Source organism: Streptomyces paromomycinus (assembly GCF_003865155.1).
GTDB classification, from domain to species: domain Bacteria; phylum Actinomycetota; class Actinomycetes; order Streptomycetales; family Streptomycetaceae; genus Streptomyces; species Streptomyces chrestomyceticus.
This window is the reverse complement of sequence record NZ_BHZD01000001.1, coordinates 9,276,455-9,296,461: the sequence shown is the minus strand read 5'-3', so window position 1 is coordinate 9,296,461 and position 20,007 is coordinate 9,276,455. Positions and strand designations below refer to the sequence as shown.

General features: G+C 72.7%; 17 protein-coding genes. 7 read left to right on the top strand and 10 right to left on the bottom strand.

Features of this window, described 5'->3' with window-relative positions:
- Positions 1-49: 49 nt before the first annotated feature.
- Positions 50-2,917 (bottom strand): nitrite reductase large subunit NirB, encoded by a 2,868-nt coding sequence (gene nirB / locus OEIGOIKO_RS39465; protein WP_125058083.1) that lies wholly within the window; start codon positions 2,915-2,917, stop codon positions 50-52.
- 220 nt (positions 2,918-3,137) lie between these two features.
- On the opposite strand from nirB, the gene OEIGOIKO_RS39460 reads away from it, so the two are divergent.
- Together OEIGOIKO_RS39460 and OEIGOIKO_RS39455 are read left to right on the top strand one after the other, a co-directional pair.
- Entirely contained in the window at positions 3,138-3,941 is an 804-nt protein-coding gene (locus OEIGOIKO_RS39460) for a sirohydrochlorin chelatase (protein WP_125058082.1), read from the top strand.
- A gap of 72 nt (positions 3,942-4,013) precedes the next feature.
- A complete protein-coding gene (locus OEIGOIKO_RS39455; protein WP_170251984.1) occupies positions 4,014-4,328 on the top strand; it encodes a hypothetical protein in 315 nt (104 codons plus the stop codon).
- A 37-nt stretch (positions 4,329-4,365) separates the two neighbouring features.
- Here the strand turns inward: OEIGOIKO_RS39455 and pflA are convergent, their stop codons facing one another.
- Both pflA and pflB read right to left on the bottom strand, forming a co-directional pair.
- A complete protein-coding gene (gene pflA, locus OEIGOIKO_RS39450) occupies positions 4,366-5,181 on the bottom strand; it encodes a pyruvate formate-lyase-activating protein (protein WP_125058081.1) in 816 nt (271 codons plus the stop codon).
- Positions 5,181-7,439 (bottom strand): formate C-acetyltransferase, encoded by a 2,259-nt coding sequence (gene pflB / locus OEIGOIKO_RS39445; RefSeq protein WP_125058080.1) that lies wholly within the window; start codon positions 7,437-7,439, stop codon positions 5,181-5,183. The genes pflA and pflB overlap by 1 nt, the downstream gene beginning before the upstream one ends.
- Positions 7,440-7,685: 246 nt before the next feature.
- Here pflB and OEIGOIKO_RS39440 point away from each other — a divergent pair, with 246 nt between their 5' ends.
- Positions 7,686-8,555, top strand: coding sequence for a universal stress protein (locus OEIGOIKO_RS39440; RefSeq protein WP_125058079.1), 870 nt, complete (start codon positions 7,686-7,688; stop codon positions 8,553-8,555).
- A gap of 157 nt (positions 8,556-8,712) precedes the next feature.
- Positions 8,713-9,210 carry a pyridoxamine 5'-phosphate oxidase family protein gene (locus tag OEIGOIKO_RS39435; RefSeq protein WP_125058078.1) on the top strand — a complete coding sequence of 166 codons (498 nt, stop codon included), beginning with the start codon at positions 8,713-8,715 and terminating at the stop codon, positions 9,208-9,210.
- A gap of 47 nt (positions 9,211-9,257) precedes the next feature.
- On the opposite strand, the gene OEIGOIKO_RS39430 is transcribed toward OEIGOIKO_RS39435, so the two are convergent.
- Positions 9,258-10,265, bottom strand: a complete 1,008-nt coding sequence (locus OEIGOIKO_RS39430) for an ArsR/SmtB family transcription factor (protein WP_125058077.1) — start codon at positions 10,263-10,265, stop codon at positions 9,258-9,260.
- A gap of 154 nt (positions 10,266-10,419) precedes the next feature.
- On the opposite strand from OEIGOIKO_RS39430, the gene OEIGOIKO_RS39425 reads away from it, so the two are divergent.
- Entirely contained in the window at positions 10,420-11,658 is a 1,239-nt protein-coding gene (locus OEIGOIKO_RS39425) for an MFS transporter (protein ID WP_125058076.1), read from the top strand.
- 131 nt (positions 11,659-11,789) lie between these two features.
- Positions 11,790-12,302, top strand: coding sequence for an NUDIX hydrolase (locus OEIGOIKO_RS39420; RefSeq protein ID WP_125058075.1), 513 nt, complete (start codon positions 11,790-11,792; stop codon positions 12,300-12,302).
- A 63-nt stretch (positions 12,303-12,365) separates the two neighbouring features.
- Here the strand turns inward: OEIGOIKO_RS39420 and OEIGOIKO_RS39415 are convergent, their stop codons facing one another.
- The gene (locus tag OEIGOIKO_RS39415) at positions 12,366-14,084 is read right to left on the bottom strand and encodes a sensor histidine kinase (protein ID WP_125058074.1); all 1,719 of its coding nucleotides are present in this window, start codon (positions 14,082-14,084) and stop codon (positions 12,366-12,368) included.
- 291 nt (positions 14,085-14,375) lie between these two features.
- On the opposite strand from OEIGOIKO_RS39415, the gene OEIGOIKO_RS39410 reads away from it, so the two are divergent.
- Positions 14,376-15,086, top strand: coding sequence for a CBS domain-containing protein (locus OEIGOIKO_RS39410; RefSeq protein ID WP_246177873.1), 711 nt, complete (start codon positions 14,376-14,378; stop codon positions 15,084-15,086).
- A 167-nt stretch (positions 15,087-15,253) separates the two neighbouring features.
- Here OEIGOIKO_RS39410 and OEIGOIKO_RS39405 read toward each other — a convergent pair whose 3' ends face one another.
- The 5 genes from OEIGOIKO_RS39405 to narH all read right to left on the bottom strand — a co-directional run bounded on the left by OEIGOIKO_RS39405 (position 15,254) and on the right by narH (position 20,007).
- Positions 15,254-15,613, bottom strand: coding sequence for a hypothetical protein (locus tag OEIGOIKO_RS39405; RefSeq protein WP_125058073.1), 360 nt, complete (start codon positions 15,611-15,613; stop codon positions 15,254-15,256).
- A 381-nt stretch (positions 15,614-15,994) separates the two neighbouring features.
- The gene (locus OEIGOIKO_RS39400) at positions 15,995-16,732 is read right to left on the bottom strand and encodes a response regulator (RefSeq protein ID WP_125058072.1); all 738 of its coding nucleotides are present in this window, start codon (positions 16,730-16,732) and stop codon (positions 15,995-15,997) included.
- A 163-nt stretch (positions 16,733-16,895) separates the two neighbouring features.
- A complete protein-coding gene (gene narI, locus OEIGOIKO_RS39395; protein ID WP_125058071.1) occupies positions 16,896-17,615 on the bottom strand; it encodes a respiratory nitrate reductase subunit gamma in 720 nt (239 codons plus the stop codon).
- Entirely contained in the window at positions 17,612-18,256 is a 645-nt protein-coding gene (narJ, locus tag OEIGOIKO_RS39390) for a nitrate reductase molybdenum cofactor assembly chaperone (protein ID WP_125058070.1), read from the bottom strand. The genes narI and narJ overlap by 4 nt, the downstream gene beginning before the upstream one ends.
- Entirely contained in the window at positions 18,253-20,007 is a 1,755-nt protein-coding gene (gene narH / locus OEIGOIKO_RS39385) for a nitrate reductase subunit beta (protein ID WP_125058069.1), read from the bottom strand. The genes narJ and narH overlap by 4 nt, the downstream gene beginning before the upstream one ends.

The window sequence follows — 20,007 nt, the reverse complement described above, 5'->3', positions numbered from 1 at the left end:
AGTGCCCTGTCCCGCCCGGGCGCCCGGCCCGTTCAGCGTGTCCGGTGGATCACAGCACCCGGACCGCGTGCACGGAGAGGTGCTTGCCCTCGTCGTCCAGGCAGGTGCCGGTACGCAGGTCGAAGCGCTGTTTGTACATGGGTGAGGTCACGACCGGGGCGCCGTCGACCGCCCCGTAGATGCCGCGGGAGATGACTCCGGCCTGGGAGACGGGGTCGGTGTCGGAGACGGCGAAGACCTCGCCATCCGGTGAGCGGAAGAGCGCGACCGGGTCCGCTTCCTCGCCGACGCTGACCGGTATGCCGCGCCCCGGCTCCAGGTCGTCCAGCAGGCAGACGGACTGCCACTCGCCCTCGGGCGTACGGACCTGGACGTGTCCAGGGGCGGCCGGCCCGGCCGGAGCGGGGTAGGAGCTGGTGAAGCGGCGCAGTTTCGCCGGGTCTTCGAGGACGGCCCGCCATTCGTCGCTGTAGGCGTCGACGTGCCGCTGCATCTGGGATTCGAGTTCTTCGGCCAGCCCGAGGGAGTCGTGCAGGACGACGTCGCGTACGTGGGCGACGCCGCCGTCGATCCGCTCCAGCCAGGCCGCGGTGCGTTCCAGGCGGTCGGCGGTGCGGACGTAGAACATCAGGAAGCGGTCGACGACCCGGATCAGTTCCTCGTCGCCCAGGTCTTGCGCGAGAAGGTCCGCGTGGCGGGGTTTGACGCCGCCGTTGCCGCCCACGTAGAGGTTCCAGCCCTTGGCCGTGGCGATGACGCCGACGTCCTTGCTCTGTGCCTCGGCGCACTCGCGGACACAGCCGGAGGCTGCCAGCTTCAGCTTGTGCGGGGACCGCAGCCCCCGGTACCGCAGTTCCAGTTCCACGGCCATGCCGACGGAGTCGCGCTGCCCGAAGCGGCACCAGCGGGAACCGGCGCAGGATTTCGCGGTGCGCAGGGACTTGCCGTACGCGTGGCCCGATTCGAGCCCGGCGTCGACCAGCCGGCGCCAGATGTGCGGGAGCTGGTCGACGGTGGCGCCGAACAGGTCGATGCGCTGGCCGCCGGTGAGCTTGGTGTAGAGGCCGAACTCGCGGGCGACCTCGCCGAGCACGACGAGGTGGTCCGGGCTGATCTCCCCGGCCGGCAGGCGGGGCACCACCGAGTAGGTGCCGTCCTTCTGGAGGTTGGCGAGGAAGAGGTCGTTGGTGTCCTGGAGCGCGGCCTGCTCGCCGTCCAGGATGTGGTGCAGGCCCAGTTCCGGGCCGAGGGTGGCGAGCAGCGAGGCGACGGTCGGGCGGCAGACCGCGCAGCCGTGCGGCGGCTTGCCGTCCGGGCCGGGTACGCCGTACTCCCGGGCCAGCCCGGAGAAGCTGTCGATGCCGGTCACCCGGATGATCTCGTACAGCTCCCTGCGGGTCTGCGTGAAGTCCGGGCACAGGCCGCCGGGGCCCGTCTCGACGCCTTCGGCCGCCATCTGCGCTTCCATGATGGAGGTCACGGCGCCGACGCAGCCGCCGCACTGGGTGCCGGCGCCGGTGCACTTCTTCACCGCGGCCAGGTCGTGCGCGCCGCCCTTCACGGCCTCGCGCAGCGTCTTCTTGGTGACGCCGTTGCACGAGCAGATCACCGCGTCGTCGGGAAGCACCGCGGTGGTGTCCACCGGGCCCGACTCGTCGGCGGGCAGCAGGAAGGAGGCGGCCGGTCCGGGCAGTCGGGCGCCGACGAGGGGCCGCAGGGTGCCGTACGCGTCCGCGTCGCCGACCAGGATGCCGCCCATCAACTGCCCGTCCGGACCGAGCACCAGCTTCTTGTAGACACCCGAACCGGAGTCGGCCCAGAGCACCGAGCCGCCGGCGTCCGGGGCGAAGGGGTCGCCGAAGGAGGCGACGTCCGCGCCCAGCAGCTTGAGCTTGGTGGAGGTGTCGGCGCCGGTGAAGCTGCCCTCCTTGCCGGTCAGGGTGTCCGCCAGGGCTTCCGCCATCCGGTAGCCGGGCGCGACCAGCCCGTAGACGTTGCCGTCGGCGGCGCGGGCGCACTCGCCGAGCGCGTAGACCTCCGGCGCGGAGGTGCGGCACCGGGTGTCGATCACGATGCCGCCGCGGTCCGCGACGTCGAGGCCGGCCGCCCTGGCGAGTTCGTCGCGGGGCCGTACGCCGACGGAGAAGACGATGATGTCGGCCTGGACGCCGGCGCCGTCCGACAGTGACAGGCCGCGCACCCGCCCGTCCGCACCGGTCCACACCTCGGTGATCGCCGCGTCGGTGTGCACATGGACGCCCATCGCCTCCACGGTGTGGGCCAGCACGTCGGCGCCGCCCGTGTCCACCTGACCGGGCATCAGCCGGGGCGCGGCCTCGACCACGCTGGTCTCCAGGCCGAGCGAGCGCAGGGCGCCGACCGCCTCCAGGCCGAGCAGCCCGCCGCCGACGACGGCCGCGGTGCGGGCGCCGCGCGCCGCCTCCTGGATGGCGTGGACGTCCTCCACGGTGCGGTAGACGAAGCAGCCGGGCGCGCCCCGGCCGGGGACCGGTGGGACGAAGGCGTACGAGCCGGTGGCCAGCACCAGCGCGTCGTAGTGCCACTGGTCGCCGCTGCGCGTGGTCACCGTGCGGGTGGCGGTGTCGACGGCGGTGGCGGGGTCGCCGAGGCGCAGCGTGATGTCGTGCCGGGCGAAGAAGCCGGGTGCGGCGAGGTTCAGTTCTTCCGGGGTGGTCCCGGTGAACAGGGAGGAGAGGTGGACGCGGTCGTAGGCGCGGCGCTCTTCCTCGGCGAGGACCACGACGCGCCATCGCGCGCTGCCGTCCGGGCTGACGGGCCCATCCGGTCCGTCCGGTCCGGCGAGCGCGTCCCGTGCGGCGAGTTCTTCCAGCAGCCGCTGGCCGACCATTCCGTGACCGACGAGAACAAGGGTGGGCCGGTCGGTGGATGACACCATGAGAGCACTCCTGCCAGCTGCTTGGCGACGGGACGCGTTCTTCCGTTTTCCACGACTGCCGCCCGAACCCGCCGCCTCCCGGGCCGCAGCGCGTTCAGGCTATGCCCGCTCCGCACCCGTACCTCGCGCCGAACGGCCTTTTGACCAGGGCCGGTCGTCCCCGCGCAGCCGGGACCAGCAGTGCCTTACCGCGGCGCGCGTACGCCTTTAGCGTGACCGCATGGCCTCCTTTTCCCCTGTACTGATTGCCGCCGCTCACGGCAGTCACGAGGCCCGGGCGCAAACGGAAACACATCGGTTGCTGGCGCACGTGCGCGCACTGCGTCCGGCGCTGCGGGTGGACATCGCGTTCTTCGACATTCACCGCCCCACGGTCGACGAAGCCGTGGCTGCCCTGCACGGCACGCCCGCGACAGTGGTGCCTTTGTTGCTGGGGACGGGATTTCATTTCTCCGTGGATCTGCCCGCGCTGCTCGGGCATGCGCGCGCCGCGCGACCGCTGGCTCCGCACCCGCTGCTCGTCGACGCGCTCCTGCACCGCCTCCGGGAGGCCGAGTCGCACGCCGGGTTTCCGGCGGACGCCGTCGTCCTGGCCGCCGCGGGCTCGCGCCGGCCGGGCGGCAACGACAGCTGCCGGACCGCTGCCCGGGACCTGGGCGCGGCACTGTGCGCCCGGCGGGGCTCCCCCGTTCCGGTACGGCCGGCCGTGCTGTGCGACGGTGCCGCGGACGGTCCGTCGTTGGCCCGTACGGCGGCCGACCTGCGTGCCGAAGGCCGTACCCGCATCGCGGTGCTGCCCTATCTGATGGCCCCCGGACGCTTCTTCGACCGTCTCGCCGCGGAGGCCGGCCGCGCGGAGTGCGTGATCACCGCCCGTCCGCTCGGCGCCCAGGACGCCATGGCCCGCCTCGTCCTCGCCCGTTTCGACGCCTGCGCCCGGCCTGCCACGACGGAGCACGGCATGGGCGCCCGGGTGGCCCGATGGGGCGTACCAGGCGTGTCGGACACCGCTGGGCGTCGTTGACCGGACACCGGCCGGTCCGGCCGGTCAGCGTTCCGGAAGCCCGTTCCGGAAACCGTTCCAGAAAGAGGATGAATGATGCGCTTCTTGCGTCCGGTCGTCGTTGCTCTTGCGGGGCTCACTTTCGCCGCGACCCTCTCCACGGGCGAGGCGTCCGCCGCGAAGGGGTCGTTCATCTGGCTGGGGCCGGAGGGCAAGTCGTACTTGGTGGAGAATCCGCCGAACGGCCGGTGCCTGACGATGCAGCAGCGGGCACACGGTGCCCGCAATGCCACGAAGACACCGGCCGTCCTCTACTCGGGCAAGAAGTGCAAGGGGCGGGCCGTGCCGCTCGCTCCCGGCCAGCAGGCGCCGCGCGACGCGGCCTTTGCCAGCGTGCGGTTCGGCTGACGAAGGAGCGGGACCGACGCGCACCCCGATAAGCCTTTCACACTGCCGACAAACCGTGTTCCGCGAAGATGCCGCGTGCCGCCGCCACTTCCGGCGCGGTGGGAATCGGAGTGTCCCGCAGCGTGAAGTCCAGGCCGAGCCGTTCCCACTTGGCGGCGCCGAGTTTGTGGAAAGGCAGCACGTCGACCCGGGACACGTTGCCGAGCGAGGCGGCGAAGGAGGCCACTCCCTCGATGTTCGCCGGGTCGTCGGTCAGCCCCGGGACGAGCACGAAGCGTACCCACACCTCCTTGTCCAGCCGGGCCAGCCGCCGGGCGAAGTCCAGGGTCGGACGCAGGTGCCGGCCCGTGAGCCTCTTGTAGAGGGCGGGGTCCCAGGACTTGATGTCCAGCAGCACGAGGTCCGTGTCGCGCAACAGCGCGTCGGTGGCACGGGCGCCGAGGTAGCCGGAGGTGTCCAGGGCGGTGTGCAGGCCGAGTTCGTGCTTGAAGCGGTGCAGGAGTTCGCCGGCGAAGACGGGCTGGAGGAGGGGTTCGCCGCCGCTGAGGGTGGCGCCGCCGCCCGCGGCCCGGATGAACGCCTGGTACTTGGCCGCCTCGGCCACCAGGTCACCGGCCAGGACCCGCTTGCCGTCGCGCATCTTCCAGGTGTCCGGGTTGTGGCAGTACAGGCAGGCCAGGGGGCAGCCCGCCAGGAACGGCACGAAGCGGATGCCGGGTCCGTCGACGCCGGTGGACAGGTCCCAGGAGTGCACCGATCCGGCGACCGGCCGGTGCCCGGCCGCACCGGCCGGCGTCGCGGCTTCCAGGGCCCTCCTCGCTCCGGCGAGGGACACCGCGGTCTCGGAGGACATCACAGGGCTCCGTGGAAGGTGCGGTTGATGACGTCGAGCTGCTGCTCGCGCGTCAGCCGCACGAAGTTCACCGCGTAGCCGGACACCCGGATCGTCAGCTGCGGGTGCTTCTCGGGGTGCTCCATGGCGTCCTCCAGGGTCGCCCGGTCCAGCACGTTGACGTTCATGTGGAATCCGCCGCCGGCCGTGTAGCCGTCCAGCACGCCCGCCAGGTTCGCGATCCGCTCCTGCTCGGTGCGGCCCAGCGCGTCCGGGGTGATGGTGTTGGTCAGCGAGATGCCGTCCTCGGCGTCGTCGTACGGCAGCTTGGCGACCGACAGGGCGGAGGCGAGGTAGCCGTGCTCGTCACGCCCGTTCATCGGGTTGGCGCCGGGCGCGAAGGGCGCGCCCGCCGGGCGGCCGTCCGGTGTGGCGCCGGTCTTCCTCCCGTAGACGACGTTGGAGGTGATGGTCAGCACCGACTGGGTGTGCACGGCGCCCCGGTAGGTGGGGTGCTTGCGCACCTTCTGCATGAAGGTGCGGACGATGTCCCGGGCGATCGTGTCGGCCCGGTCGTCGTTGTTGCCGTACGCCGGGTACGTGCCCTCGGTCTCGTAGCCCGTGACCAGCCCGGTCTCGTCCCGGACGGCCCGCACCCGGGCGTACTTGAGCGCCGAGAGCGAGTCCGCGGCGACCGACAGCCCGGCGATGCCGCAGGCCATGGTGCGCAGCACGGTGCGGTCGTGCAGGGCCATTTCGAGGCGTTCGTAGGCATACTTGTCGTGCATGTAGTGGATGACGTTCAGGGCGTGGACGTAGGTCTCGGCCAGCCACTCCAGCATCGCGTCGTAGCGCTCGGCGACGGTGGCGTGGTCCAGGTACTCGCCCTCGACCGGCTCGAAGCCCGCCACGACGGTCTTGCCGGTGATCTCGTCCCGGCCGCCGTTGATGGCGTACAGCAGGGCTTTGGCGACGTTGACGCGGGCGCCGAAGAACTGCATCTGCTTGCCGACCGCCATGGCCGACACGCAGCAGGCGATGGCCGTGTCGTCGCCGTACTTCGGCCGCATCAGGTCGTCGGACTCGAACTGGAGGGCGGAGGTGTCGACGGCGGTCTTCGCGGCGAACTCCTTGAAGCCGCGCGGCAGCCGCGGTGACCAGAAGACGGTGAGGTTGGGTTCGGGCGCCGGGCCCAGGTTGTAGAGCGTCTGGAGGGCGCGGAAGGTCGTACGGGAGACGAGCGGGCGGCCGTCCTCGCCGATCCCGGCCAGCGACCAGGTGACCCAGGTGGGGTCGCCGGAGTACAGCTCGTTGTACTCCGGGGTGCGCAGGAACCGTACGATGCGCAGCTTGACGACGAAGTCGTCGATCAGCTCCTGCGCCCCCTCCTCGTCGAGGGTGCCGCGCTCGATGTCGCGGCGGAGGTAGATGTCGAGGAAGCTGTCGATGCGGCCGATGGACATGGCCGCGCCGTTCTGCTCCTTCACGGCGGCCAGGTAGCCGAAGTAGAGCCACTGCACGGCCTCCCGGCCGGTGGCGGCGGGCCGGGAGATGTCGTACCCGTACGAGGCGGCCATGGCCTTCAGCTCGTGCAGGGCCTTGATCTGCTCGGCGGTCTCCTCGCGCTCGCGGATGACGTCCTCGGTCGGCCACTGCGCGTCCGCCTCGGCCTTGGCGGCCTGCTTGTCCTCGATGAGCCGGTCGACGCCGTAGAGCGCGACGCGCCGGTAGTCGCCGATGATGCGGCCCCGGCCGTAGGCGTCGGGCAGGCCGGTGATGATGCCGGCGGAGCGGCAGGCGCGGATCTGCGGCGTGTACGCGTCGAAGACGCCGTCGTTGTGGGTCTTGCGCAGCCGGGTGTAGATCTCCTTGACCGCCGGGTCGGCCTCGTACCCGTACGCCGCGAGGGCGCTCTCGACCATGCGCCAGCCGCCGTTGGGCATGATGGCGCGCTTGAGCGGGGCGTCGGTCTGGAGGCCGACGATGAGGTCGCGTTCCTCGTCGACGTAGCCGGGCGCGAACGCGTCGATACGGGAAGGAGTGTGGGTGTCCACGTCGTGGATGCCCCGGTTCCGCTCGTCCGGGAACATGCCGAGCAGCTTCTGCCACACCTCGGTGGTGCGCTCGGTCGGGCCCGCGAGGAAGGAGGCGTCGCCCTCGTACGGGACGTGGTTGCGCTGGACGAAGTCGCGGACGTCAATGACGTCCCGCCACCGGCCGCCGCCGAACCCCTCCCAAGCTGTGCCGCCGGTCGTCTTCTCCACGGGTGTCGCGGTCATGGTGCGTGCCTTCCGAAGTGCTGTGAGCGCTGTGCCCGCGCTCACCCCCATTGCACTGCCGCGGCATGTCCACCGAGGTCGGCGTTGGTCCCGACCCGGAGGCCGAAGGGCCCTCGGCGGGCGACGGGCCGCGTGCCGGAAGGCCGTTGGTCCCCGGGCGCGGGACCTTGGGGCCGTCCCCGTGGTGCCCGTCGTGCCCCGAGAGTGGGGGCGGACGTACTTCCGTTCCTTCCTCAGGAGGCCCGTATGCCCGGCATCGTCACCGTCGGCCTGGACGGAACCGACCACAGTCTCGCCGCCGCCGGCTGGGCCGCCGCCGAGGCCGCACGGCGCGGAGCGCGGCTGCGGCTGGTGCACGCGTGGATCTGGCGCCCCCTGGACGTGCCGGTCGCGGCGGACGAGGAGGTGCAGCGCCGCTGGGCCGCCGAGGTGTTGCAGGAGGCCGCGGCCCGGGTGGCGAAGGACTTTCCCGACCTGCCCGTCACCCGGGAGATCCTGGCGGCCGAGACGGTACCGGCCCTGATCGCCGAGGCTGCCGCGGCGGACCTGCTGGTGCTGGGCTCGCGCGGCCACGGCACGCTGGTCGGCTATCTGCTCGGCTCGGTGGGACTGCACGTACTGCGGCAGGCGGCCTCGCCCGTGGTCCTCGTACGCAGCCCGCGTCCTGAGGAGGCGGGGCAGCCGCGGGACGAGGTGGTCGTGGGGGTGCAGGACGAGCGGGAGAGCGGACCGGTGCTGGAGTTCGCCTTCGCGGCCGCCGCGGCCCAGGGGGTGACCCTGCGGGCGGTACGGGCCTGGAACATCCCGCCGGTCCTGGTGTGGGGCGGCGAAGCCATGCGGGCGGCCGACGACGCCGGTGGCCTGGAACCGCTGGAGCGCAAGCGGCTGGCCGACGCCGTACGGCCGTGGCGGGAGCGCTTCCCCCAGGTGGAGGTCGTCGAGCACGTCGAGATGGGTGGCGCGGGGCAGGTTCTGCTGGCCGGCTGCGCACGGGCCCGGCTCCTGGTGGTGGGCCGGCGCAGCCCGGGCCGTCATGACCTGCGGAAGATCGGCGCGGCCGCGCACGCGGCGCTGCACCACGCGCCGTGCCCGGTGGCGGTGGTGCCGCACCCGTGAGCGCCCCGGCCGGGCACCCGGGGAACCGGCACCGGCGCTGCCGAAATGCCCCGCGCCGGGGTCCGTTCGGCCCTGTCGCCGGGAGCCTGCTCCGGGAAGGCTGGCAGGCAGGCAACGAGTGCCCGGACGAGCGCCGCCGGAGCAGAGAGTGTGCAGCATGAACGACGAAGACGCACAGCATGTCGAGGTACGCCGTGAGCCGGCGGCCCGGGGAATGCAGCAGCTGCCCCGGGAGGAGTCGCTGCGGCTGCTGGGCAGTGTCCCGCTCGGCCGGCTCGTGTTCACCCAGAACGCCCTGCCGGCCATCCGCCCGGTCAACCACCTCCTCGACGGGGAGGACATCGTCGTCCGGCTCAACGACGGAGCGACCCTCACCTCGATCGCGCCGCCCGCGGGCGAGGCGGGCCTCGTGGTCGCGTACGAGGCCGATGCCATCGATCCGCAGACCCGCCTGGGCTGGAGCGTCATCGTCACCGGGTACGCCCGGCTGGTGGCCGAACCCGCGCAGGTGGCCCGCTACGAGGAGCTGCTGCGGCCGTGGGTGGCGCAGACCATGAACGGCGTGCTGCGCATCCAGCCGGATCTGGTCACCGGTTTCCGGCTGGTGGCGCAGCACGCGGTCGCGGTGTGCGCCGCGGTCGGCAAGGGGCGATGAGGTGACGGCTCCTGGCGTCGGGGGCCCGTCCCCGGCTCTGCTGCCGCTCAGCGGTCGTCGGCCGGTGCTCCGCCGGCGGTGCCCGTGAGCCGGTCGCCGAGCGCGCTCCTCCGGTACAGCACATGCCGTCCGTCACGGGTCCGGTTGACCAGCCCGGTGGCGTGCAGGACACGCAGGTGCTGGGAGACGGCGCTCGGGGTGATCTTCAGGCGGCGGGCCAGCTCGACGGTCGGCAGCGGCTCTTCGAGGAGGCTGAGCAGCCGTGCTCTGGCGGCGCCGAGCAGGGATGTCAGCGCCGCCGTGCTGACGGCCGGCACCTCCGGGCCCCACAACGTGGCCACACCTCGGCTGGGGTAGACGAGACTCGGCGCCTCGTCCGGGCTGACCGGGGGCGCGGGCTTGTGCGCGAACACGGACGGGAGGAGCAGCAGCCCCCGGCCGGACGCCGCGACCCGGTGCCTGCTGATCATCTGGTGGATGTACAGCTCGCCGTCCTGCCAGCGCAGGTTCGGGTGCATGTCGGCGAAGAGCAGCCGGGCGCCGCCCAGGGCGAGCCGCCGGGCGCGGTAGGTCATGTCGGCTTCCAGCACCAGCCGGATCTGCGGCCACAGCGGCTCGACGGCCACCCGCCAGTACTGCCGCAGGAGGTCGCAGAGGGCGTCGCGGAGACCGGCGACCGACGCGTCGTCGGCGAGGGAGACATCACCCAGGGCCTCGGGGAGCGGGTCGGGGGCGTGCGCGAGCAGCAAGTCGTGGCGGACCCGGGCGGCGGGCACCCGGCGGACGAGGGCGAGTTCTTCCTCGAAGGCCGGTGCGAAGCTCGTGGGGTTCGGCGTCAGGAAGTCGGGGAGCGTGCGCCGCTGCGCGACCAAGGACATCAGCAGACCGGTGTCGAGCACCCCCAGCTTGCCGAGGACGGACCTGCGCCAGGGCAGGTGCAGCGCGGACAGGCCCGGGTCCTGGAGCACGCGCAGGCTGAACAGGGTCTCGTGCAGGGGCGACAGGGCGAAGCGGGTGTCCGCGAGGTCCTCGACGCCGAGTACGAAGCTGATCATTAAGCCGTAGGCTACATCGATTGGCGGCACACCGTCGATGCCGTGGACTTCCGGTCATGACCTACACAACTCACGGTCGGTGTCCGGCGCTTGCCGCCGGGACGGAGGGCGGCGTCGGCGCAGGGGCGGCCGGTCACCCCCGGGAGGCCGGCGAATGAACCGCCGAACCGTGCTGCTCCTCGCCGTCACCTGCGCGGTGGCGGTCGGCAACATCTACTTCCCGCAGGCCATCGGTCCGCTGGTCGCCGACGGGCTGCACGTGTCGCCCGACGCGGCCGCCGTGCTGGTGACCGCCACACAGATCGGTTACACGGCCGGGACGGTCCTGCTCGTACCGCTCGGTGACCGGCTGCCGCACCGCCCGTTCCTCGTCACCCTGCTCGGCCTGACGGGCCTGGCCCTGCTCGCCGCGGGCTGCGCGCCGGCGCTGCCGCCCCTCGTCGCCGCCGGCACCGTGGTCGGTCTGACCACGGTGGGCGCGCAGATCGCCGGACCTCTGGCGGCCGGTCTCGCGGGCGCCGACCGCCGGGGAGCGGTGCTCGGCACCCTGCTGAGCGGATCGACCGGCGGCATGCTGCTGGCCCGGACCTTCAGCGGCACGCTCGGCGAATGGCTGGGCTGGCGGGCCCCCTACCTGGTCGCCGCGGTCCTGGCCCTGCTCCTCGCCACCGTGCTGGCGTTCGCGGTGCCGACCACGGCCCCGTCCTCCCGCCAGCGGTACGCGGCCCTCCTGGCCGAGCCGCTGCGCCTGCTGCGCACCGAGCCGGACCTGCGCCGCTCGTGCTTCTACCAGGCAACCGTCTTCGCCGGGTTCTCCGCGGTCTGGACGTGTCTGGCACTGCTGCTCGCCGGCCCGGCCTACGGACTGGACGCCCGAGCGGTCGGCACGATCGCCCTGGTCGGCGCGGCGACCATGCTCTGCACCCCGCTCGCGGGCCGCCTGGTGGACCGCCACGGCCCCGACCCGGTGAACCTCGTCTGCCTGCTCGGCGTTCTCGTCTCGGCCGCCGTCCTCACCGCCGGTGCCCAGGGCGGCGTCCTGGGACTGGCCGCCCTGCTCCTGGGGACGCTGCTCCTCGACGTCGCGATGCAGTCCGGCATGGTCGCCAACCAAGTCCGCGTCTACGCACTGCGCGCCGACGCCCGCAGCAGGCTCAACACCGCCTACATGACCTGCGCCTACCTGGGCGGCAGCGCGGGTTCCTGGCTCGGTGTACGCGTCTGGAGCCGGGCCGGCTGGCGAGGCGTGTGCGCCCTCGTCGCGCTGCTCGCCGCACTCGCCCTGGCCCGCCACCTGCTGGCACCGCACACGGCGGAGAACGCCGAACGACACCGCCGTACCCGGCGCGAGCCTCAGCGGGTGCCCTCCGCGGCCTCGGACCGCAACGAGTGAAAAGCGCGGAGGTTCGGGTTCCAGCCCCTACGGACCGGCTCAGCCGCCCGCATGCGCCGTGGTGCTGCCGAATGCATCGAAGTCCGGCCCCCCAGTGACGTGCGCCACCGCGGCACTGGCAGGCTGACGCGATGCGCATACCCCGTACGCCCCGGAGAGCTGCCAGAGTCGCCGTCCTCGATCCGGCGGGGGCGGTCTTCATGTTCCGGTACGACAACGAGGAAGTCGGCGTCCACTGGGCGCTGCCCGGCGGCGGTCTGGACCCGGGCGAGTCACCGCTGGCGGCGGCCGAGCGCGAAGTGCGCGAGGAGACCGGATGGACCGACATCGAGGTCCCCGGCACCACGCTGTGCTGGTGGGAACACGACTTCACCCGGGCCGGGGTGCCGGTCCGTCAGCACGAGCAGATCTTCCTCGCCCACGGCCCCCGCCGGGACCCGTTCGGCGACCTCGCGGCCGCGCACGCGGCGGACCGGATTCTCCGGTGGCGCTGGTGGTCACCGGACGAGCTGTCCGCCGCCACCGAGCCGCTGTGGCCGCCGCAGTTGCCCGGACTGCTCGCCGCCGTACGGGAGAACGGGGCGCCGACGTCGCCCGTCGACCTCGGGTACGTCCCCAATGGGGCGGCGGTCGACGGGCCCTGACCCAGGCCGGAGCCAGGGCACCGGTCAGGCCACACGAGCCAGGGCCAGGACGCCGACAGCCCGTCAGGCGCCCCCGGACAGCGGAGCGCGCCACACCACCTGGCTTCCGCCGCCGTCGGGCGTACGGATCTCCATCGTCCCGTCCACCCGGTCCGCCCGTTCGGCCAGGTTGGTCAGTCCGCTGCGCCGGCCCGCCTCCGGGATGCCCCTGCCGTTGTCCGTCACGGTCAGCACGACCTCGTCGCCGGTGGCCTGCAACGCCACCTCGACCCGGGTCGCGTGCGCGTGCCGGGCCGCGTTGCTCAGCAGTTCGGTGAGGGCCGCCACGACGTGGTCGGCGACCTGGGCCGGTACGTCGGTGTCCAGCAGGCCCTCCATGCTCAGCCGGGGCGGGAAGCCCAGCGCCGTGCCGGCCTCCCCCACGGCGCGCGCCACCCGGGCCCGCAGGCTGGGTCCGGCGTCCTCCTCCCTGACCCGCAGACCGAAGATCGTCGACCGGATGATCTTGATGGTCTCGTCCAGGTCGCCGACCGCCCGGGTGACCCGCTCCGCGGCGCCGGCGTGCTCGACCAGCCGGGCGGCGCTCTGCAGCGTCATACCGGTGGCGAACAGCCGCTGGATGGCCAGGTCGTGCAGGTCGCGGGCGATCCGGTCGCGGTCCTCCAGCAGAGCGAGCTGTTCGGCGTCGCGCCGGCGTTCGGCCAGTTCCAGGGCGAGGGCCGCCTGCCCGGCGAACGCGTGCAGCGGGTCCAGCTCTCCTTCGGTGAACACCGCCTCGCCCTCGGCGCGCGCCAGCAGCAGCACACCCCTGGCGCTGCCGCCCTCGCTGTCCAACGGCACGGCCACCGCCGGTCCCAGGCCGTCGAACCGCCGGGGCCCGGCGGCGTACCGCTCGTCGCCCGCCAGGGCGGACGTGGTGACGGGCTTGCCCGCGACGAGGGCGGCGCCGGACAGCGTGCCGTCGACCGGCACCACCAGACCGCGACGCTTCTCGCCGTGCCCGCCGAGCGCCAGCTCGACGACCAGGTCACCGGTGTCGTGCATGGGGACGCAGACGTCGGCGAGCTGGGCCCGGGTGATCTCCTGGGCCCGGCGGGCGATCAGTTCCAGCACCTCCAGGCGCGGGATGCCGGAGAACAGGCTGTTGGTGATCTCCGCGCCCGCCTTCAGCCAGCGCTGCTGGCGCTGCGCGCCCTCGTAGAGCCGGGCGTTGTCGATCGCCACTCCGGCGGCGACCGACAGCGTGGAGATCACCGACTCGTCCTCCGCGTCGAAGTCGTGCCCGCCGCGCTTGTCGGTCAGGTACAGATTGCCGAAGACCTCGTCCCGTACCCGGATCGGCACGCCCAGGAACGTGCGCATCGGCGGGTGGTGGGCGGGAAAGCCGTACGACGACGGGTGGGAACCGAGGTCGGAGAGCCGCAACGGTTCGGGGTGCCGGATCAGTTCGCCCAGCAGGCCGTGGCCGGCCGGCAGCGGCCCGATCGCGGCGACCTCCTCGGGGGTCAGGCCGACGGTCAGGAACTGCGACAGCCGCCTGCCGTCCGGGCCGATCACGCCCAGCGCCGCGTACTGCGCGTCGACCAGCAGCGCCGCGGCTTCGACGATGCGCCGGAGCACTTGCGGCAGGTCCAGTTCCCGCCCCACCGAGACCACGGCCTCCAGCAGGCTGTGCACCCGGTCCCGGGTGCCGCGCGCGGCGTCGATGCGTGCCTGCAGTTCCTCCAGCAACTCGTCCAGTCGCATCTGCGGCATCCGCGACAACGGCTCCTGCGTGCCCACCGGCCCTCCTTCTTCGGTCGCCCGCCTTACCCGGCCAGCGTATCCCTGTTCGAACACCGCCATCGGACCCGGTGGCCGCCCGGTACCGGCCGCGGCGCGCGCGGAGCGTCCCGGGAGTGACGGACCACGTGCCGGGAGGCGACGGGTGACCTATCGGGGGCGAGTGGCCCTCGGACGGAGGCGGATGGACCCTCCTCCCGGGCCGCGGACTCGGCGAGACTCGGTCGGCGGGGAAAGGCGGCCGGCCCGGAGGCCGGTTCCGTGAGGCACCGAAGGAGGGGAGGTACCGCCGTGCGAAACCGCACCGTGGCCGAGGTGATGACGTGGGAGGTCGTACAGGCCCGCCCGGACACCCCGGCCAAGGAGCTGGCCCGGCTGCTCGACGTCCACCGGATCAGCGGCCTGCCGGTGGTGGACGGCGACGACAAGGTCATGGGGGTGGTGTCCCGCACGGATCTGCCCGCGCTCCCCGGTGGCCGGCCCGGGAGCCCGGCCGGGCGGCTGCCGCACCCGGCACCGCGCCGCCCGCCCGGCACCGGTGCGCTCGGCGGCGCGACCGCGGGCGAAGTGATGACGACACCCGCGGTCACCGTGCACCCGGAACACCGCGTCGCGGACGCCGCGCGCCTCATGCAGCGCCGGCACGTCGACCGGCTGCCCGTCGTGGACGAGGAGGACCGTCTCATCGGCATCACCACCCGCCGGGACCTGCTGCGGGTCTTCCTGCGGCCGGACGAGCAGATCCTGGTGGAAGTGGTCGGCGAGGTGCTGGGCCGTTCTCTGGGCGTGCCGCCGGACGCGGTACGGGTGTCGGTACGGGACGGCCTGGTGACCCTGCGGGGGACGCTCGTGCACGAGGACGACATCCCGGCCGCGATCGGCCTGACCTGGCGGGTGGACGGGGTGGTGGGGGTGGTCAGCCGCCTCGTCCCGCGCGCGGGTGACGACGGCGGCCCGTACGGAGAGCCGTCGGAGCCTGTGCCGTATCCCCCTGATCAGTGACCGGTCGAAGTCCTCCTCGCCCTCGGCACGCGGCTCCCTGGCCTTGTGGCGGATGCGCCAGGACCCGTCCGGCCCGGGGCGGACGTCAGGAACACCGCCGGGCAGCTCCCCGGGCTCCCGGGGACGCGAGCTGCCCGGCGGATCGGCGGCTTACCGCTGCCGGCGGATCAGCAGGCTCTGACGTACCAGACCGGGGTCCAGTTGACCGTACGGGAGTCGTACGCCGTGGAGGTGAAGAGCAGCCGGCGGTTCTTGTCGTAGAACCTCGCCACGGTACCCGGGGTCTGGTTGTTGACGAGGGGGCCCGAGCCGACCAGATTGGGCAGCTGGAACTCGAAGTTACAGGTCGTGTACTGGAACGAACTGCCGTTGGCGGCCTGGCCGCACACGGAGTAGTACGGGCAGTCGAGCTGAGGCTTCGGCGGGACCGTCCGCTCGGCGGCGGAGGAGCCCGAGGCTCCGATCAGCGAGCCGCCCACCAGCGTCCCGGCGGCGAGCAGGGGCATGACGAGTTTGCGCAGTCTCATGGAAAACTCCCTGAGTTCGCGGTTCTCGGGGGGGGCCGGTGAGTCGGCCCGGCATCAGTGTGGGCGGCGGGCCGTGGGTGGGCCAGCGGTTTCGGTGAGGCCCGAAAAGCGCAGGCCGGGTGCCCTGCCGGGTGTGCAGCCGCTGAGCCGGGCAGCGCCCGGCGGGATCAGGGGGTGCAGGACCCGAATGCCGGTTGCGGTCGCAACGTACGAGGTGGGTGGCGGCCAGAGCATGCACGTGCCGACTGACCGAGCACACGGCAGTGACCGGTCCCCCCGGCCGCGCGCGGCGGCGTCACGCCGCCCAGCCGGGGAGCCGGCCACGAAGGCCCCGTCGGTTCCGGCGGCCCCGTCGGTCGGGCACCGGGAACCGCCGCGTCCTCAGGCCCTCGGGCCGCCCGCGCGCGGAGTCGCGGAGGCAGCCCCCGTGCGGGGCTCCGGGGCCGCGGCGAGCGCCTGGGTGGCGATGACCGCGGCCTGGACCCGGCGTTCCACGCCGAGCTTGGCCAGCAGGCGGGAGATGTTGTTCTTGACCGTCTTCTCCGCGAGGTAGAGCCGCTTGCCGATCTCCCGGTTGGTCAGGCCCTCGCCCACCAGCGCGAGGATCTCCCGTTCCCGGTCGCTCAGCCCCGGCAGGCCCGGCTTCGGTTCCTCCTGCCGGGTCTCGCCGCGCAGCCGGGCCATCACGCGTGCGGTGGCACCGGCGTCGAGCAGCGACTGGCCCGAGGCCACCGTCCGTACGGCGTTGACCAGGTCGGTGCCGGTGATCTGCTTGAGCACGTACCCGGCGGCCCCCGCCATGATCGCGTCCAGCAGGGCCTCCTCGTCGTCGAACGAGGTCAGCATCAGGCACACCAGGCCGGGCATGCGGGAGCGCAGCTCGCGGCAGACGCTCACGCCGTCGCCGTCGGGCAGCCGGACGTCCAGGACCGCCACCTGCGGACGCAGGGCGGGGATGCGCACCAGCGCCTGTTCGGCGGTGTTCGCCTCCCCCACCACGGTCAGATCCGGCTCGGCGTCCAGCAGGTCGTGCACGCCGCGGCGCACCACCTCGTGGTCGTCGAGCAGGAAGACGCCGACCGGTGCCTTCGTCCGGGCGTCGGCAGGGTTCTCCGTCATCACACAGCTCCGATGTTCCTGGTGCGGCCCGCCCCCGCGGGCGGTGCCACGTGCAGCCTGCCGCACGCCAGGGCCGAAGAGCCAGGGCCGGACGGCCCTTCTTCCCGGACCTACGGCCCGGTGCCGGGCCGCCCGCTTCCGGTAGGGCCGAAGGTCCCGCCGTTCACCGGACGCGTTCCCAGCCCCGCCGGGGAGGGCGTGCGCCCAGCTGCGCGTCGCGGCTGCGGTAGACGATGTACGGGCGGGTGAGGTAGCCCAGGGGCGCGGTGAGCATGTGGACGAGCCGGGTGAACGGCCAGACGGCGAACAGGGCCAGCGCGCTGAGCGCGTGGAGCTGGTACAGCAGCGGCACGCCGCTCATCAGGGCGGGGGCGGGGCGGAAGGAGAGGACGGACCGGAACCAGGGGGAGATGGTGGTGCGGTAGTCGTACCCCGCGCCGGCGATGTTGGCGTCGACCGTGGCGGCCAGCCCCAGCACCAGGGCGAGGGTGAGCATGACGTACATCAGCTTGTCGTTGCGGGTGGTGGCGCTGAAGACCGGTCCGACGGTGCGCCGCCGGTAGACGAGGACGGCCAGGCCGCCGAGTGTGCACACGCCCGCGACGGTGCCCAGGGCGACGGCGGTGACGTGGTAGGTGTGCTCGGTGATCCCGGCGGCCTCGGTCCAGCCGTGCGGGATCAGCAGGCCGACGACGTGCCCGACGACCACCAGCAGGATGCCGAAGTGGAACAGCGGGCTGCCGATGCGCAGCAGGCGGTTCTCGTGGAGCTGGGACGAGCGGGTGGTCCAGCCGAACTTGTCGTAGCGGTAGCGCCAGACGTGTCCGCCGATGAACACGACCAGCGCGACGTACGGCAGCACCACCCACAGCAGGATGTTCACCGGCGGCCTCCCACCGGGTCGGGCAGGTGCGCGGGCGGTGCGAAGGGGGCCAGTCCCACCTGTTCCTCGGGCGGGCCTTCGGCGGCGAGCCGGGCGACGGCCGTCCGCTCGTCCCCGGCCAGCGGCGGCAGGGTCGCCGACACCGAGTCCAGGACGTGTGCCCAGGGCGCGGACGCGTCGTGCAGGGCCAGGCGGAGCAGTTCCAGACCGGCCCGGTGGTCCAGCAGCAGGCGCCGGCCGGGCTCGGGCTCGGCGGCGGCGAATTCCAGGACGACGGCGAGGTGGTCGGGGAGTTCGTCGTCGGACAGCCGCAGCCCGGCGGCGGCGTAGGCCGTCTTCATGCGGAGCAGCGCGACGCCGCGCTTGCGGGTGTCTCCGCAGGAATAGTAGGTCAGGAACGGGCAGCAGCGCTTTCTGTGGTCAAAGATCCGCACGTATGCGGCGGCCAGGTCCTCGGTGTCGGCCGCCGCCACGTGGTCGAGGAAGCGGAGCAAGGGGGCCGCGACCGGTTCGGGCAGCGCCGTCGCGGCCTGGCGGGCCAGGCGTACGCGCCAGGAGAAGTGCTCGTCGGGATAGGCCAGCAGCAGCGACTGGACCTGCCAGGCCGGTTCGCGTACGGGGGCGGGAGGGTGGTCGGTCACGGTTTCGGCTCGCTCTCGTCGTTCGGGCCGGTACCGTCGGCCGGCCCGGGCGGAGGACTTTCCCGGCTTCCGGACCGGCGCGGGAACAGCCCCTGCGGCCTGCCCTTGCCGTCCCAGTTGAGGAGGTTGACGCGGGCTTCCTCGTCGGCCGGGTCGGTGAGGGTGTCGGAGGTCTGGCGGTCGTGCAGCATGCGGAAGTTCTCCACGGCGACCGGCGAGTTTCCGCCCGAGGACTCCCCGAACGGGCCGGAGCTGCCCGCCGGGCGCCCCGCGCCGGGAACGTCGCCTCCCATGCCGGGCCCGCCCTCGCGGTCGAGGCTGCATTCGGTGGCCAGTTCCTCCAGGCCGTGGGCCTGTTCGGCGTGCGCGGGCGGGATGACGTAGCGCTCGTCGTACTTGGCCAGTGCCAGCAGCCGGTACATCTCGTACATCTCCTCCTCGCCCATGCCGACGGCTTCAGGGATCGCGGCGTCGGGCTCGCGGCCGAGGTTGATGTCGCGCAGGTAGCTGCGCATGGCGGCCAGCCGCCGGAGTACGGCCTCGACGGGTGCCGGGTCGCCGACGGTGAACAGTTCCGCGAGATATTCCACGGGGATGCGCAGCGCGTCGATGGCGGCGAACAGGTTGCGGCGGTCCTCCGCGTCGTGTCCGGTGCCCCGGACCGCGTCGACCACCGGCGACAGCGGCGGGATGTACCAGACCATCGGCAGGGTGCGGTACTCCGGGTGCAGCGGCAGGGCCACCCGGTACGTGCTGATCAGGGAGTGGACCGGCGAGCGCTGGGCGGCCTCGATCCAGTCGCGCGGGATGCCGTCGCGCCCGGCGGCGGCGATCACGTCGGGGTCGTGCGGGTCGAGGAGGACGCGGCGCTGGGCCTCGTACAGGTCCCGGTCGTCGGGGGTGGTGGCGGCTTCGAGGACGCGGTCGGCGTCGTAGAGGACCAGGCCGATGTAGCGCAGGCGCCCGACGCAGGTCTCGGCGCAGACGGTGGGCAGGCCGACTTCGACGCGCGGGAAGCAGAACGTGCACTTCTCGGCCTTGCCGGTGCGGTGGTTGAAGTACACCTTCTTGTACGGGCAGCCGGTCACACACATCCGCCAGCCGCGGCAGCGGTCCTGGTCGACGAGGACGATGCCGTCCTCGGTGCGCTTGTAGATCGCGCCGGAGGGGCAGGAGGCCACGCACGAGGGGTTGAGGCAGTGTTCGCAGATCCGCGGCAGGTAGAACATGAAGGTCTGCTCGAACTCGAACTTCACCTTGTCGGCGAGCCCGGCCAGCAGCACGTCCCGGGCGGCGTGCCGCGGTGCTCCGGCGAGGTCGTCGTCCCAGTTGGCCGACCAGGTGATCTTCATGTCCGCGCCGGTGGTCAGCGACTTGGGGCGGGCGACGGGGGTGTGCTCCTGGAGCGGGGCGTTGGTCAGGGTCTCGTAGTCGTACGTCCAGGGCTGGTAGTAGTCGTCCAGGGTGGGCAGCTTGGGGTTGGAGAAGATCGTGATCAGCTTCTTGAAGCGGCCGCCGGCCTTGAGCGTGAGCCGCCCGCGCCGGTTGAGCCGCCAGCCGCCCTGCCAGGTCTCCTGGTCCTCGTAGCGGCGCGGGTAGCCCTGTCCCGGCCGGGTCTCGACGTTGTTGAACCAGACGTACTCCACCCCGGTGCGGTTGGTCCATGCCTGTTTGCAGGTGACCGAGCAGGTGTGGCAGCCGATGCACTTGTCGAGGTTCATCACCATCGCCATCTGGGCCATGACCTTCAT